The sequence below is a fragment of the Diaphorobacter limosus genome, from assembly GCF_033100095.1.
Classification (GTDB): domain Bacteria; phylum Pseudomonadota; class Gammaproteobacteria; order Burkholderiales; family Burkholderiaceae_C; genus Alicycliphilus; species Alicycliphilus limosus.
Genome location: NZ_CP136921.1, coordinates 925,178 through 939,416, shown reverse-complemented (window position 1 = coordinate 939,416; position 14,239 = coordinate 925,178). Strand labels below are relative to the sequence as shown.

Annotated in this window: 17 protein-coding genes; 5 read left to right on the top strand and 12 right to left on the bottom strand. The window is 68.2% G+C overall.

Annotation, left to right across the window (positions count from 1 at the left end; genetic code table 11):
- From P4826_RS04575 to P4826_RS04555, 5 genes are read right to left on the bottom strand one after another with little or no spacing between them, the layout of a single operon-like run.
- Nucleotides 1-699, bottom strand: a complete 699-nt coding sequence (locus tag P4826_RS04575) for a DUF899 family protein (RefSeq protein ID WP_317702728.1) — start codon at nucleotides 697-699, stop codon at nucleotides 1-3.
- A 14-nt stretch (nucleotides 700-713) separates the two neighbouring features.
- On the bottom strand, nucleotides 714-1,199 hold the full coding sequence (locus tag P4826_RS04570; RefSeq protein WP_317702727.1) for a VOC family protein: 486 nt from the start codon (nucleotides 1,197-1,199) through the stop codon (nucleotides 714-716).
- Nucleotides 1,200-1,232: 33 nt separating this feature from the next.
- On the bottom strand, nucleotides 1,233-1,679 hold the full coding sequence (locus tag P4826_RS04565) for an SRPBCC family protein (protein WP_317702726.1): 447 nt from the start codon (nucleotides 1,677-1,679) through the stop codon (nucleotides 1,233-1,235).
- A gap of 28 nt (nucleotides 1,680-1,707) precedes the next feature.
- The gene (locus P4826_RS04560; protein WP_317702725.1) at nucleotides 1,708-2,142 is read right to left on the bottom strand and encodes a VOC family protein; all 435 of its coding nucleotides are present in this window, start codon (nucleotides 2,140-2,142) and stop codon (nucleotides 1,708-1,710) included.
- Nucleotides 2,143-2,179: 37 nt separating this feature from the next.
- A complete protein-coding gene (locus P4826_RS04555) occupies nucleotides 2,180-2,533 on the bottom strand; it encodes a DUF1428 domain-containing protein (RefSeq protein WP_317702724.1) in 354 nt (117 codons plus the stop codon).
- 83 nt (nucleotides 2,534-2,616) lie between these two features.
- On the opposite strand from P4826_RS04555, the gene P4826_RS04550 reads away from it, so the two are divergent.
- Complete coding sequence (locus P4826_RS04550; protein ID WP_317702723.1) at nucleotides 2,617-3,288, top strand: TetR/AcrR family transcriptional regulator; 672 nt, start codon at nucleotides 2,617-2,619, stop codon at nucleotides 3,286-3,288.
- Nucleotides 3,289-3,302: 14 nt separating this feature from the next.
- Here the strand turns inward: P4826_RS04550 and P4826_RS04545 are convergent, their stop codons facing one another.
- A complete protein-coding gene (locus P4826_RS04545) occupies nucleotides 3,303-3,902 on the bottom strand; it encodes a chromate transporter (protein WP_317702722.1) in 600 nt (199 codons plus the stop codon).
- A 4-nt stretch (nucleotides 3,903-3,906) separates the two neighbouring features.
- Nucleotides 3,907-4,488 (bottom strand): chromate transporter, encoded by a 582-nt coding sequence (locus P4826_RS04540; protein ID WP_317702721.1) that lies wholly within the window; start codon nucleotides 4,486-4,488, stop codon nucleotides 3,907-3,909.
- A 160-nt stretch (nucleotides 4,489-4,648) separates the two neighbouring features.
- Between P4826_RS04540 and P4826_RS04535 the strand changes: the two genes are divergently transcribed.
- From P4826_RS04535 to P4826_RS04525, 3 genes are all read left to right on the top strand, one after another.
- Nucleotides 4,649-4,981: an SMR family transporter gene (locus P4826_RS04535; protein ID WP_317702720.1), complete on the top strand. Its 333-nt coding sequence runs from the start codon at nucleotides 4,649-4,651 to the stop codon at nucleotides 4,979-4,981.
- Nucleotides 4,982-5,050: 69 nt separating this feature from the next.
- Nucleotides 5,051-6,385, top strand: coding sequence for a D-serine ammonia-lyase (dsdA, locus tag P4826_RS04530; RefSeq protein WP_317702719.1), 1,335 nt, complete (start codon nucleotides 5,051-5,053; stop codon nucleotides 6,383-6,385).
- Between the two features lie 49 nt (nucleotides 6,386-6,434).
- On the top strand, nucleotides 6,435-7,562 hold the full coding sequence (locus tag P4826_RS04525; RefSeq protein ID WP_317703708.1) for an NAD(P)/FAD-dependent oxidoreductase: 1,128 nt from the start codon (nucleotides 6,435-6,437) through the stop codon (nucleotides 7,560-7,562).
- A 9-nt stretch (nucleotides 7,563-7,571) separates the two neighbouring features.
- Here the strand turns inward: P4826_RS04525 and P4826_RS04520 are convergent, their stop codons facing one another.
- Both P4826_RS04520 and P4826_RS04515 read right to left on the bottom strand, forming a co-directional pair.
- Nucleotides 7,572-7,781: a YjfB family protein gene (locus tag P4826_RS04520; protein WP_317702718.1), complete on the bottom strand. Its 210-nt coding sequence runs from the start codon at nucleotides 7,779-7,781 to the stop codon at nucleotides 7,572-7,574.
- A gap of 61 nt (nucleotides 7,782-7,842) precedes the next feature.
- The gene (locus tag P4826_RS04515; protein WP_317702717.1) at nucleotides 7,843-8,433 is read right to left on the bottom strand and encodes an IMPACT family protein; all 591 of its coding nucleotides are present in this window, start codon (nucleotides 8,431-8,433) and stop codon (nucleotides 7,843-7,845) included.
- 103 nt (nucleotides 8,434-8,536) lie between these two features.
- Here P4826_RS04515 and P4826_RS04510 point away from each other — a divergent pair, with 103 nt between their 5' ends.
- A complete protein-coding gene (locus P4826_RS04510) occupies nucleotides 8,537-10,951 on the top strand; it encodes a YgiQ family radical SAM protein (RefSeq protein ID WP_317702716.1) in 2,415 nt (804 codons plus the stop codon).
- A 51-nt stretch (nucleotides 10,952-11,002) separates the two neighbouring features.
- On the opposite strand, the gene P4826_RS04505 is transcribed toward P4826_RS04510, so the two are convergent.
- The 3 genes from P4826_RS04505 to P4826_RS04495 all read right to left on the bottom strand — a co-directional run bounded on the left by P4826_RS04505 (nucleotide 11,003) and on the right by P4826_RS04495 (nucleotide 14,230).
- Nucleotides 11,003-11,665 (bottom strand): DUF1294 domain-containing protein, encoded by a 663-nt coding sequence (locus P4826_RS04505; RefSeq protein WP_317702715.1) that lies wholly within the window; start codon nucleotides 11,663-11,665, stop codon nucleotides 11,003-11,005.
- A 53-nt stretch (nucleotides 11,666-11,718) separates the two neighbouring features.
- Nucleotides 11,719-12,915, bottom strand: coding sequence for an amino acid aminotransferase (locus P4826_RS04500; protein WP_317702714.1), 1,197 nt, complete (start codon nucleotides 12,913-12,915; stop codon nucleotides 11,719-11,721).
- A 127-nt stretch (nucleotides 12,916-13,042) separates the two neighbouring features.
- Entirely contained in the window at nucleotides 13,043-14,230 is a 1,188-nt protein-coding gene (locus tag P4826_RS04495) for an acetate/propionate family kinase (RefSeq protein WP_317702713.1), read from the bottom strand.
- Between the last annotated feature and the right edge of the window lie 9 nt (nucleotides 14,231-14,239).

The window sequence follows — 14,239 nt, the reverse complement described above, 5'->3', positions numbered from 1 at the left end:
TCACCTTGTTGAAGGGGGGCGCAACCACTGGGCCACGGGCCGGCCATCGCGCCACCACCAGGCTCCGGCCTCGCCCTGTGGCCAGCCGGCGGGGGAGTCTTCCCAGGCTTCCTGCCGCCCGTAGGCCGTGAGGTCGAGCAGTTGCAGCGTGGGTAGCATGGCCTCGACCCCGCGTGCGGTGGTCTCGTAGGTCTGGAACACATCATCGCCGTCGCGCAGGTAGCAGCGCAGGTCGCCGCCGTCGCGGGTCGCCGGCAGCGCGGTGCCGGTGTCTTGTGTCGAATACCAGGGACCGGTCCAGCCCATGAATTCGCGATAGGCGGCGATCTCGGGCCAAGGGCCGGCGCTGAAGACCGCGTAACTCACGTCGCGTTCGGCCAGGTAGGCGCGCACGGCCTCGTTCAGCGCCACCTGGGTGTGCGTGCAGCCGGGGCATTGCTTGTCATGTGACGCGCCGCGTTTCCACATGAAGTGGTAGACGAGCAGCATGTGCCGGTCCTCGAACACCTCGCGCAGCGGCGTAGGCCCGTTGGCGCCGGTGACCGTGACGGGCCCCATGCGCGTCATCGGCAGGCGCCGGCGTGCTGCGGCCAGTTGGTCGCCGGCGCGGGTATGCGCCTTCTCGCGGGCCAGCAACTCCGATCGTGCGCCTTCCCACGCGCCACGTTCGACGACGGGAGGCCTGCTGGGGTATTCCATGGTCATGCTCCTTTTCAACCGCGCCGCGCCGCCTCGATGGCCGCAACGTCGATCTTGCGCATCTGCATCATGGCGTCGAACACGCGCCTGGCGGCGGCGCGGTCTGGGTCGGTGTATCCCTGGATCAGAGCCATCGGCGTGATCTGCCAGGAGATGCCCCACCTGTCCTTGCACCAGCCGCACTCGCTCTCCTGGCCGCCGTTGCCGACGATGGCGTTCCAGTAGCGGTCGGTCTCGGCCTGGTCTGCCGTCGCCACCTGGAACGAGAAGGCCTCGCAGTGCCTGAAGGCCGGCCCACCGTTGAGCCCCAGGCAGGGGATGCCCATGACCGTGAACTCCACGGTCAGCACGTCCCCCTGCTTGCCCGAGGGGTAGTCGGCCGGCGCGCGGTGCAGCGCGGTGACGCACGAGTCGGGAAAGGTGCTGGCGTAAAAGCGCGCCGCTTCTTCGGCGGCGCCGTCGTACCAAAGGCAGATGGTGTTCTTTGCGGGCTTCATCATGTTTGCGTCCATGCCCCTTGGGGCCAGCCTGTTCTAGCCTGGAATCTCCGGCTCGGCGAGCGCCGCCAGCTGTGCCAGCGACTCCTGCCAGCTCAGGTAGCACATCTCCAGCGGGATGGCCTCAGGGATGCCGGCCTGGGTGATGCGCAGATCCGTGCCGCATGGCACGGGTTGGAGCCGCACCGTCACCTCCAGCAAGCCGGGCAGGCTGGGATCGTCAAACTGGTCGGTGTAGCGGATGAGTTCACCCGGCACCAGCTCCAGGTATTCGCCGTGAAAGGCGTGTGCGCCGCCGCTGCCGAAGTTGTGGAACGACATGCGGAAGCTCCCGCCCACGCGCGCCTCCAGGTGATGCACCTGGCAGGTAAAGCCGTGTGGCGGCAGCCACTTGGCCATGGCGCCGGCCTCGGTGAAGGCGCGGTACAGCCTTTGCGGCGGGCAACGCAGTACGCGATGCAGATGGATGGTTCGCTCGGACATGTGAGCCTCCGGGGTAGAAACAGCGGGATCAGGTCTGCGGGACATTCACCATCCACGGCGTGCCGAAGCGATCCTTGACCATGCCAAAGCCCGGCGACCAGAAGGTGGCGGCAAACGGCATCGCCGCCTGGCCGCCCTGGGCTAGCGCGTCGAACAGGCGCCGGCCCTCGGCCACGTCGGCGGCCTGAATCGACACCCACAGGCCCTGCGCCGGCTGGTAGCCGCCGCAGCTGGCGTCGGCGCCGGGCATGGTGTCGGAGCCCATCAGCGCCTGATCCTTGACCTGCAGGCGGACATGCATGATGCGGCTCCTGGCCGACTCGGGGATGGGCGGCATGCCCTCGCCAGGCGGCATCTCGCCGAAGCTGCTCTGGTGCACGATGGTGCCGCCAAACAGCCGGGCGTAGAAGGCAAACGCCTCGGCGCAGTTGCCGTCGAAATTCAGGTAGGGATTGAATTGCATGGATGCCTCCTGTGGTTGAAACCCGGGCGCGGCGACGCTATGCGCTCAGCAGCACGCGTAAGCCGCCGTAGATCAGGCGCTTGCCGTCGAACGGCATGTCCTTGGGGCAGCGCGGGTCTTCCATGAAGGCCTTCATGCCCGTGTCGCGCACCTGGCGCGAGGGCCAGGTGATCCACGAGAACACCACGGTCTCGCCCGGCTTCAGCCTGACGGCCATCGGCATCGAGGTCAGCTTGCCATCGGGCACGTCGTCGCCCCAGCATTCGACGACCCCCAGGGCGCCATGCTCCTTGAACAGCCGCGCCGCTTTGCTGGCGACCTGCAGATAGCGCTCCTTCTGCGCGCCGGGAACGGCAAGCAGAAAGCCATCGACATAGTGGTCGGATTGCATGGCGCGCCTCCTTTGTGGACGGCGTACACTTATACGCCTGTCCAAGCTGAAATTGACCGAGGTCTAGGTAAGCCTGAGTAAAAATGTCGGATAAAAAACCAAGCCCCACGCGCAGCACCTTTCGCCATGGCGACCTGCGCCGTGCCCTGTTGGACGCGGGCGTGGCGCTGGCGCGTGAGGGCGGGCCTGGCGCCATCGTGCTGCGCGAGGCCACGCGCCGCGCCGGCGTGGTGCCCAATGCCGCATATCGGCATTTCGAGAGCCGCCAGGCCCTGCTGGAGGCCGTGCGCGCCGCCGCGCTGGCCGCACTGGCGCGCGCCATCGAGGCCGAGATCGACGCCGTCCAGCAGCTGCCCGAGCCGCGCCGGCGCGCGCGCGCCGCCTTCCGTGGCGTGGGCCTGGGTTATCTGCGCTTTGCGCGGCAGGAGCCGGGGCTGTTTCGCACCGCCTTCGCGGCGCGGCCCTTTGACGTGCATGAGCGCGCGGCGCAGGACGACGCGGCGCGCGGCGCCAGCGGCATGGATCCGTTCGAGCTGCTGTGCCACGCGCTGGACGGCCTGGTGCAGGGCGGCGTGCTGCCGGCCGCGCGGCGCCAGGGCGCCGAGTTCATGGCCTGGTCGGCCGTGCACGGCATGGCGATGCTGCTGCTCGACGGCCCCTTGCGCGGCCTGGGCGAGGCTCCCAGCCAGGCGCTGGCGGAGCGCCTGGTGGCGATGGTGGAGCAGGGCTTGCTGGCCGAGGCCGCGCCGCAATGAGGCACCGCGCGGGGTCAGACCCAGCCCAGCGCGCCCAGTAGCGCCCCCGCGCCCAGCAGCCACAGCAGGTGGATGCGCGTGCGCCACACCAGCAGCGTGGTGGCGGCCGACAGTAGCCACAGCGGCCAGTCGCGCGCCGCATCGCCCTGGGCGCGGGCCAGCACCCAGGCGGTGGCCAGTATCAGCCCGATCACCAGCGGCGCCATGCCTTGCTTGAAGGCACGCACCGAGCGGCGCTCGCGGTTGCGGTGCGCCCAGCGCGTGGCGGCCCAGGTCAGCACGCAGCTGGGCAGCAGCACGCCCAGCATGCACAGCGCCACGCCCAGCGCGCCAAAGGCCCAGGCCAGCGGCGTGGCGCCGCCCGCGTTCAGTCCCAGGTTCCAGCCCAGCAGGGCGATGAACAGCACGTTCGGGCCGGGGGCGGCCTGGGCCAGCACGATGGAGGTGTTGAACTGCAGCTCGGTGAGCCAGCCCTGGCGCTCCACCAGAAAGCGGTGCATGTCGGGCGCAGTGGCAATGGCGCCGCCCACGGCCAGCAGCGAGATCGACAGGAAGTACAGAAACAGGTTCAGCCAGTCCAGCGGCTGCAGGTTCAGCGTCAGTGCGGTGGTCATGCGGTCACGCGGGGAGCTTGCGCCAGGTGAGGGCGCAGGCCACGCCGCCGACCACGGGCAGCACCCAGGCCAGAGGCAGGCGCAGCACGCTCATGGCGATGAAGGTGGCGGCGGTGATCAGCGCGCAGGGCAGGGGCCCCAGGGGGTGCCGGGCCAGCGATGCCGCCAGCTTGCAGCCCATGCCTGCCACCAGCCCGGCGGCCACGGCGCCCATGCCGCGCAGCGCGCCGGCCATCATGGGGTGGCTGGCAAAGGCCGCGTACAGCGTGGCCACGGCCAGCAGCAGCAGCATGGGCAGCAGCAACATGCCGGCCACGGCCACCAGGGCGCCGCGCAGGCCGAAGTAGCGGTCGCCCACCATGATGGACAGGTTCACCACGTTCGGGCCGGGCAGGATCTGGGCGGCGGCCCAGTCCTCGATAAATTCGTCGTTCGTGATCCAGCGTCGGCGCTCCACCAGTTCGCGCTGCACCACGGCCAGCACGCCACCAAAGCCCTGCAGCGCCAGCCAGGTGAAGGCCCAGAACAGCTGGCCCAGGCTGTGCGGGCGCGGACGTTGATCGGGTGTAATGGTGGGGGCGGTCATGGTTACGGGCATGGCGCTGGCTGCGAAGCCGGCCATGGTAAGCCGGCCGCGCCATGCCTGTCGTACATGAGTCAAAATAACTTGTAACGCCCAATAGATAAGCGCTGGGAGCTATCATTTTCATGTTTTCACCATGGGTGGCGAGGCAACTGTTCCATCAATGCACCCCTATATCCTGCTCGCCATCTCCATAGCGGCCGAGGTCGTCGCGACCTCGGCCCTCAAATCCTCCCAGGGTCTTACCCGCCTGTGGCCCAGCGTGCTGGCCGTGCTGGGCTATTGCGCGGCCTTCTATCTGGTGTCCAAGGTCATGAACCATATGGCCACCGGCGTGGTGTACGCCATCTGGTCGGGGCTGGGCATCGTGCTGATCTCGCTCGTGGGCTGGTGGCTGTATGGCCAGAAACTGGACTTGCCGGCCGTCGTCGGCATGCTCATGATCGTGGGCGGTGTGGTGGTGATACAGGTGTTGTCCAAGACGGCTGGAAATTAGGCATTGAACAGGCATCTGGCGCTTATCCAGCAAGCGTCAAAAGCTATAAATTTGAAAGCAATTATGGCCATGCCGTCCGAGAATCACACCCTGTCCGCCACGGATGCGGCCCTCGCGACCTTGCTGCGCCGGGCCGAACCCTGTTTGTGGCTCAACCCCCGGCGGCAGGCGGTGCTTCCCCGGGCGCAGCCGGTGGCCGGCAGCTCCATCGGCCTGGACGATACGCGCGCCGCCGCGGCGCGGTTTGCGCGTTTCGCGCCGCTGCTGGCGCGCCTGTTCCCCGAGCTGCAGGCCACGGCGGGCGTGATCGAGTCGCCGCTGTTGCCGGCGTCCGGCCTGCATGTCGGGCAGGGGCGTTTGTGGCTCAAGGCCGACCATTTGCTGCCCGTGGCCGGCTCCATCAAGGCGCGCGGCGGCATGCATGAGGTGCTGGAGTTTGCCGAGCGCCTGGCCCTGCGGCATGGACTGATAGGCGCGCAGGCCGGGCCTGACGACTATCTGGCCCTGGCCAGTCCTGCGGCGCGCGCCCTGTTTGCGCGCCATACGGTGGCCGTGGGCTCCACCGGCAACCTGGGCCTGTCCATAGGCGTGGCCGCGTCGGCCCTGGGCTTCTCGGCCGTGGTGCATATGTCGCTGGAGGCCAAGGAATGGAAGAAGGAGCGCCTGCGCCAGCGCGGCGTACAGGTGGTGGAGCATGCCGGCGACTACGAGGCGGCGGTGGCGGCCGGCCGCGCCCAGGCTGCGCAAGACCCGTTCAGTCATTTCGTCGATGACGAGCGTTCGCTGTCCCTGCTGCTGGGCTACAGCGCCGCGGCGCTGCACCTGCAGGGGCAGCTGCGGGACGCGGGCATTGCCGTGGATGCTGAGCACCCGCTGTTCGTCTATCTGCCCTGCGGCGTGGGCGGCGCGCCGGCGGGCATCACCTTTGGCCTGCGCCAGGTGCTGGGGCCGCATGTGCATTGCTTCTTTGCCGAGCCGGTGCAGTCGCCCTGCTTCATGCTGCAGATGATGGCCGGGCAGGGCGCGCATCCCTCGGTGTACGACTGGGGCCTCTCCAACCAGACCGAGGCCGACGGCCTGGCCGTTCCGCGTGCGTCGCTGCCGGCGGCCGAGCTGATGGAGTCGTTGCTCTCGGGCTGCTTCACGGTGCATGACGACACGCTGTTTCGTCAGCTGGTGCAGGTGCTGGACGCCACGGGCGAGCGCATCGAGCCCTCGGCCGCTGCCGGCTTTGGCGGGCCGGCCATGCTGACGGGCAGCGACTCGGGTCGCGCCTGGCTGGCTGAGCAGGGCCTGCAGCAGCATCTGGCCCGGGCCACGCACCTGGTGTGGACGACCGGCGGGCTGTTCGTGCCGCCGGACGAATATGAGCGCTTCGTCCAGCGGGGACGGGCGCTGTCCTGAACAACTGCCCATGGCCACAGCCAACGCTTCGTTACTGAACCCTGAACCCATGCACCACTACGACTTCGTCATCATCGGCGCGGGCATTGCCGGCGCCTCCATGGGCTGGGAACTGGCCGGGCAGCGCCGCGTGCTGCTGCTGGAGCGCGAATCCCAGCCCGGCTACCACACCACGGGGCGCTCGGCGGCGCTGTACTCGGCTACCTATGGCACGGCCAATATCCGGGCGCTGACGCGCGCCAGCCGCGCCTTCTATGACGCGCCGCCGCCCGAGTTTGGCACCTCACCCATCCTCACGCCGCGCGGCGTGGTCTATCTGGCGGGGCCGGATCAGCTCGATTTGCTGGACGCGGCCTATGCCGAGATCCTGCCGCTCAACCCCGGCGTGCGCCGCCTGACGCACGATGAGCTGCTGGCCGAGCTGCCCTGCCTGCGCCCCGAGGCCGTGGCCGCCGGCATGAGCGAGCCCGGCGCCGCCGACATCGACGTGCACGCGCTGCACCAGGGCTATCTGCGCGGCCTGCGCCAGCGCGGCGGCGCCATCCGCTGCCATGCCGAGGTGACGGGGCTGCAGCGCCTGGATGACGGCTGGCGCGTGACGCTGGCCGGTGGCGAGGCCATCACCGCCGGCGCCGTGGTGAATGCCGCCGGTGCCTGGGCCGACGTGGTCGCAGCACTGGCCGGCGTGCCGCCGATTGGCCTGGAGCCGCGCCGGCGCACGGCCTTCACCTTCCCCGTGCCCGCAGGCATGGACGCCAGCGGCTGGCCGGCCGTGATCGGAATCGACGAGAGCTATTACTTCAAGCCCGACGCGGGCCAGCTGCTGGGCTCGCCGGCCAACGCCGACCCGGTGGCGCCGCACGACGTGGTACCCGAGGAGCTGGACGTGGCGCTGGGCATACACCGCATTGAGCAGGTCACCAGCTTTCAGATCCGGCGCCCGTCGCACAGCTGGGCCGGGCTGCGCTCCTTCGTGGCCGATGGCGACCTGGTGCTCGGCTGGGACAACCATGTGCCGCGCTTCTTCTGGCTCGCCGCCCAGGGCGGCTACGGCATACAGAGCGCGGCCGGCGCGGCGTTGCTGGCGCGGCAGCTTGCGCTGGACGAGCCGCTTTCGGCCAGCCTGGTGGAGGAGGGCGTGACGCGCGATGCGCTGTCGCCCGCGCGCCTGCGCTGACGGGGGAGGTCAGGCGTAGGTATTGAGCTGCGTGCCCAGGGTGCCGCTGGTGGCCAGCTCCGGGGCGGCGGGCTGCACGCCGCCCAGCAGCGTGGCGACGGTCGTTTCGTTGGCGTCCATGGCCTTTTTCAGCACGGACACCTGCACGGCCTGCGCGGTCTGCTGGTTGGACATCAAGGTGGCCGTATTGACGATGGCGGAGCTAAGGGCGATATGCATGGTAGGCATGCAGAATAAAACGATGCCTTGCCTATCGGCCGAATGGCCCGACTCTTGAGCCCTATTGCGCGTCCAGCCAGCCGGCGCGCCCCTGGCACAGGTCGTTGATGCGCGCCACAAAGGCTTCGGCCTCGGGCTCGGGCAGGCTCCATTGCAGCGTGACCAGGGCCGCATGGGCCACGTCCAGCAGAGGCGCGCCGGCGGCCGCTATCTCGCGGCGCAGCAGGCCCTCGAGCGCATAGGGCACGCTGCAGCGCAGGCTGCGGGTGCGCACCAGGGGCACTTTCTCGGCCTGCAGCAGGGCCTGGGCCACGCTGTCGGTATAGGCGCGCACCAGGCCGCCCGCGCCCAGCTTCACGCCGCCAAAGTAGCGCACCACGGTGGCCAGCACGCCCTCCAGATCCTGGTGGCGCAGCACGTCCAGCATGGGCCGGCCGGCCGTGCCGCCGGGCTCGCCGTCGTCCACCGCGGCCGACTGGCCGCCGGCCAGCAGCGCCCAGCAGACATGGGCCGCGCCCGGGTGCTGGCGCCACAGCGCGTCCACCACCGCCTGGGCGCCGGCCCGGTCCGCCATGGGCTGCACGCAGCCTATGAAGCGGCTCTTCTTGATGATGAGCTCGCTGTGGACCGGGGCGTGCAGGGTATAGGGCATGGGGCGGCGAGCTTACTCCATGGCCCTGATCGCCAAAGGCCCACGCTGGGCGCCGCTATCGGCAAACTTTTAAAATATCGGCCCCCACCCCGCAGGCCCGCCGATGAACGCCCTTGTTGATGTCTCCTTTTTTCCGCGCCATGCCAAGCCCCTGACGAGCTACCGCCCGTTCTGGGCCAAGCGCTTTGGCCCGGCGCCGTTTTTGCCCATGAGCCGCGAAGAAATGGCGCAGCTGGGCTGGGACAGCTGCGACATCGTGCTGGTGACGGGCGACGCCTATGTCGATCACCCGAGCTTTGGCATGGCGGTGATCGGCCGCACGCTGGAGGCCCAGGGCTTTCGCGTGGGCATCATCTCCCAGCCCGACTGGCAGAGCGCCGAACCCTTCAAGGCCCTGGGCAAGCCCAATCTGTTCTGGGGCGTGACGGCGGGCAACATGGATTCCATGATCAACCGCTACACGGCGGACCGCAAGATCCGCACCGACGACGCCTACACCCCCGGCGCCGAGGGCAACCGCCGCCCGGACCGCGCCGCCATCGTCTACAGCCAGCGCTGCCGCGAGGCGTACAAGGACGTGCCCATCGTGCTCGGCGGCATGGAAGGCAGCCTGCGCCGCATCGCCCACTACGACTACTGGAGCGACAAGGTGCGCCGCTCGGTGGTGGTGGACAGCAAATGCGACCTGCTGCTCTACGGCAACGCCGAGCGCGCCCTGGTGGACATTGCCCACCGCCTGGCGCGGCGCGAGCCGGTGGAGAAGATTACCGACGTGCGCGGCACGGCCTTCATCCGCCGCCCGGGCGACGAAACGGCCGAGGGCTGGATGGAGATTGACTCGACCGAGGTGGATCAGCCCGGCAAGGTGGAGGAGCACATCAACCCCTACCAGACCACCAGCGAGCAGGCTGCCAGCCAGGGCGCGAGCTGCGCCAAGGAAGATGCTGCAAAAATAGAAGCTGCTGGCGCTTGCTCCACGGGCGACGCAGGCCAAAATGCATCTGAAAAACCGCTGCAGTTCATGCCCAATCCGGCGCTGGTGAGCAAAAAGGCCCTGCAGCGCGAGAAGACCGTCATCCGCCTGCCCAGCTACGAGCAGGTGAAAAGCGACCCCGTGCTCTACGCCCACGCCAGCCGCGTGTTCCACCTGGAGACCAACCCCGGCAACGCCCGCGCCCTGGTGCAGGCGCATGGCGAGGGTGCGACGGCGCGCGATGTGTGGCTGAACCCCCCACCCATTCCGCTGACCACGGCCGAGATGGACCACATCTTCGATCTGCCCTACGCCCGCAGCCCGCACCCGCGCTACGCCGACGAACATGGCCGCCACGACGGCGCGACCAAGATCCCGGCCTGGGAGGTGATCCGCTTTTCCATCAACATCATGCGCGGCTGCTTTGGCGGCTGCACCTTCTGCTCCATCACCGAGCACGAGGGGCGCATCATCCAGAGCCGCTCCGAGGACTCCATCCTGCGCGAGATCGAGGACGTGCGCGACAAGGTGCAGGGCTTTACCGGCACCATCTCCGACTTAGGGGGCCCCACGGCCAATATGTATCGCCTGGGCTGCCGCACGCCCGAGATCGAGGCCGCCTGCCGCAAGCCCAGCTGCGTCTACCCCGGCATCTGCCAGAACCTGACGACCGACCACGACCCTTTGATTTCGATCTACAAAAAGGGCCGGGGCATCAAGGGCATCAAGAAGATTTTGATCGGCTCGGGCCTGCGCTACGACCTGGCGATTCAGTCGCCCGAATACGTGAAGGAGCTGGTGCAGCACCATGTGGGCGGCTACCTGAAGATCGCCCCGGAGCACACCGAGGCCGGGCCGCTGACCAAGATGATGAAGCCTGGCATTGGCAACTACGACAAGTTCAAGGTCTTGTTCGAGAAGTACACCGCCGAGGCCGGCAAGAAGCAGTTCCTGATCCCGTACTTCATCGCCGCCCACCCCGGCACCAGCGACGAAGACATGATGAACCTGGCCGTGTGGCTGAAGAAGAACGGTTTTCGCGCCGACCAGGTACAGACCTTCTACCCCAGCACCATGGCCACGGCCACGGCCATGTACCACACGGGCATCAACACCCTGAAGGGCGTGCACCGGGATGAACGCGGCGAGAAGGTGGACGTGGTGCGCGGCGAGAAGCGCCGGCGCCTGCACAAGGCCTTTTTGCGCTACCACGACCCGGTCAACTGGCCGCTCTTGCGCGACGCCTTGAAGGCCATGGGCCGGGCCGATCTGATAGGCAATGGCAAGCACCATCTCATCCCCACCTACCAGCCCATGGGCAAGCAGTGCGCCAGCAAGGACAAGGGCAAGTACCTGGTGATACCGACTATGGTGCTGGACCAGGCCCGCGCCGACGCCGCCAAGAAGCCCCAGGCCGGGGGGCAGCAGGGAACGGGCGGCCGCGCCGCGGCCAAGCCAGCGGCCAAAGGCCGTGCCACGCCCCAGCCCAGGCCGGGCCAGATCCTCAGCCAGCACACGGGCCTGCCGCCGCGCATGCAGCGTTGAGGTTGTGGTGAAATGGGTCTGTAGCGCGCTATGGCTGCGCGCTACAAGCTATTAAATCGGTAGTAAATCGGGTCGTACTACCAGCACGCCCAGGCCCGCGCAATGCAGCAGCACGGTGGCCCAGTAGACGACGCGAAACTCCTGCTTGCTCGACTTGTGGCGCAGCCACTGCTGGGCCCACCAGGCGGCGGGCCAGCCGCCCAGCAGGGCCAGCAGGTGCAGCTGCTTTTCGCTGGTGCGCCAGCCGCCGCTTTGAGCAGCGCTCTTGTCCAGCTTGTAGCTGACATACGTGACCAGGTTCAGCCCCGCCATGGCGCCCAGCAGCCAGAGCGGAAAACGCTGCGCCCAGCTGCCCCAGGCCAGCAGGGCCAGCCAGGCGAGCATCAGCCCCATGGCCAGGCTTGCGCCGGCCGGTGTGTTGTCACGGGCCTGGGGCGCGGTGCGGCGCCGGGTTGCCGGCTGGGCAGGGGCAGGGCGCCCAGCCCGGGCGGGTGCGGGCGCTGCCGCCCGGGCGCCAAGCGGGCGCACTGCCATGGCGCGCGGACCCTTGCCGCCAACCTGGATCTCCTCGAACTCCACCCTCATGCCCTCGGCGGGCGGCGTGGCGCCGCGATAGTCGCGGACGTGAAAGAACACGTTGGAGCTGTGCGCCCCCTGGATGAAGCCAAAGCCCTTGGCGGAGTCCCATCGGCGGATGGTGCCTTGTGTGTGCATGTCAAAGCCGTAAAAAAGCCGCCCGCAGGCGGCTCGAGTTGGAGTAGGGGCGCTCAGATCACCTTGGCAATCGCCTGGCAGACATAGTCAATGTTCTTGCTGTTGAGCGCGGCCACGCAGATGCGGCCGGTGTCGGTGCCATAGACACCGAACTCGCTGCGCAGGCGCAGCATCTGCTCCTTGGACAGGCCAGAGTAGCTGAACATGCCGATCTGCTCGGTCATGAACGACATGTCCTGCTTGACGCCGGCGGCCTTCAGGCCGTCCACCAGCTTGCTGCGCATGGCCTTGATGCGCACGCGCATTTCGCCCAGTTCCTTTTCCCACAGCGCGCGCAGCTCGGGGGTATTGAGCACCGCAGCCACCACGGCGCCGCCGTGGATGGGCGGGTTGCTGTAGTTGGTGCGGATGGCGATCTTGAGTTGCGACAGCACGCGGTCGGCTTCTTCCTTGCTCTGGCACAGCACCGACAGGGCGCCCACGCGCTCGCCGTAGAGCGAAAAGCTCTTGGAGAACGATGTCGAGACGAAGAAGGCCAGGCCGGCGGCGACAAACTTCTGGATCACCGCGCCGTCCTCGGCAATGCCGTTGCCAAAGCCCTGGTAGGCCATGTCCAGGAAGGGCGTCAGGCCGCGTGCCTTGACCACGGCAATCACCTGATCCCACTGCGCCGGCGTGATGTCATAGCCCGTGGGGTTGTGGCAGCAGGCATGCAGCACGACGATGGTGCCGGACTCGGCGGCATTCAGGCTGGCCAGCATGCCGTCGAAGTTCACGCCGCGCTTTGCCGCGTCGTAGTAGGCATAGCTTTCGACCGTGAAGCCGGCGTTGGTGAACAGCGCGCGGTGGTTCTCCCAGCTGGGGTCGGAGATCAGCACCTTGGCCGCCGGGCTGATCTTCTTCAAAAAGTCAGCGCCAATCTTCAGCCCACCCGTGCCACCGATGGCCTGCACGGTGGCCACGCGGCCGGTCTTGACGGGTTCGGAGTCGGCGCCAAACACCAGGCCCTTGACGGCAGCGTCGTAGGCGGCGATGCCGTCGATCGGCAGGTAGCCGCGCGCGGCGGGCTTGTCCATCATGGCCTTTTCGGCGGCCTGCACGCAGGCAAGCAGCGGCAGCTTGCCGTTGTCGTCGAAGTACACGCCCACGCCCAGGTTGACCTTGGCGGGGTTGGTGTCGGCGTTGAATTGTTCGTTCAGACCCAGGATGGGGTCGCGGGGGGCCATTTCGACGGCGGTGAACAGAGACATGGAGAGTCCTTGAGGGGAAATCGGGAGATATGTGCCTGGCGGCATGGCCCCATGCATGTTTCGCATTCGGGGCAGCCCGCCATTTTAACGGCCGATACCTTGCGCCGTTGACCGTGCCGACAGGTCATCAGCCCTGTGCCAGCAGCCTGGTCGCCTGCGAGGCGGCGATCCACTCCTCGTTGGTGGGCTCCACGCCCACGAGCACGCGGCTGGCGCTGGTGGAGATCACGGCCGCGTGGCTGGCGTTGGCGTCCTGGTCCAGGTTCAGGCCCAGCCAGCCGAGCTGCACGCAGACGCGCCGGCGCAGCTCGGCGTTGTTCTCGCCAATGCCGGCAGTAAAGACCAGCATGTCCAGGCCGCCGAGCACGGCGGCGAGCGCGCCGATCTCGCGCACGATGCGGCGCACATACAGCGCCAGCGCGGTGCGCACGCGCTCGTTCTCATGCTCCAGCGGTAGCAGCACGCGCGGGTCGGGCGACACGCCCGACACACCCAGCAGGCCCGAGTCCTGGTACAGCATGCGTGCCACCTCGTCCAGCGACAGCTTCTCTATCTGCATCAGGTAGATCACGGCGCCCGGGTCCAGGGCGCCGCAGCGTGTGCCCATCATCAGGCCGTCCAGCGCCGAGAAACCCATGGTCGTGGCCACGCTCTTCAGGCCCTGCATGGCGCACAGGCTGGCGCCGCTGCCCAGGTGGGCGACGATGGTGCGCCCGCGCGCGGCGTCGCCATGGCGCTCGGGCAGGGCGTGGCCCATGTAGTCGTAGGACAGACCATGAAAGCCGTAGCGGCGCACGCCGCGCTCCCAGGCCGACCAGGGCAGGGCAAACATCTGCTCCACGGGCTCGGCCGTGCGGTGAAAGGCGGTGTCAAAAACGGCCACCTGGGGCACGTCGGGGTGCTGCTGCATCAGCAGGCTCATGGCCTTGAGCGGAAACGGCTGGTGCAACGGCGCCAGTGGTATGTAGCCGCGCAGCTCGTCGATCACCTGCTGCGTGACCAGGGTGGGCGCAAAGTAATGCTGGCCGCCATGTACCACGCGGTGCGCCACGGCGCACGGGCGCTGGCCCTGCAAGCGCTTGAGCACGCGCTCGCGTATCAGCGCCAGGGCTGCGGTGTTGGGGTGCTCGGTGTCCAGCGTGATCGGCTGGGGCGGCTGGCCGGCCTCGTCAAAGGTGGGGGTGGGCCCGCCTATGCCCTGCACCTTGCCGCTCCACAGCGGCTGGCGTGGCATGGGGATAGTGGCGGCGTCGAACAGCGCGAACTTGATGCTCGATGAGCCGCAGTTGAGAACGAGGATGACGTCACTGGCCATGGCTGTGTA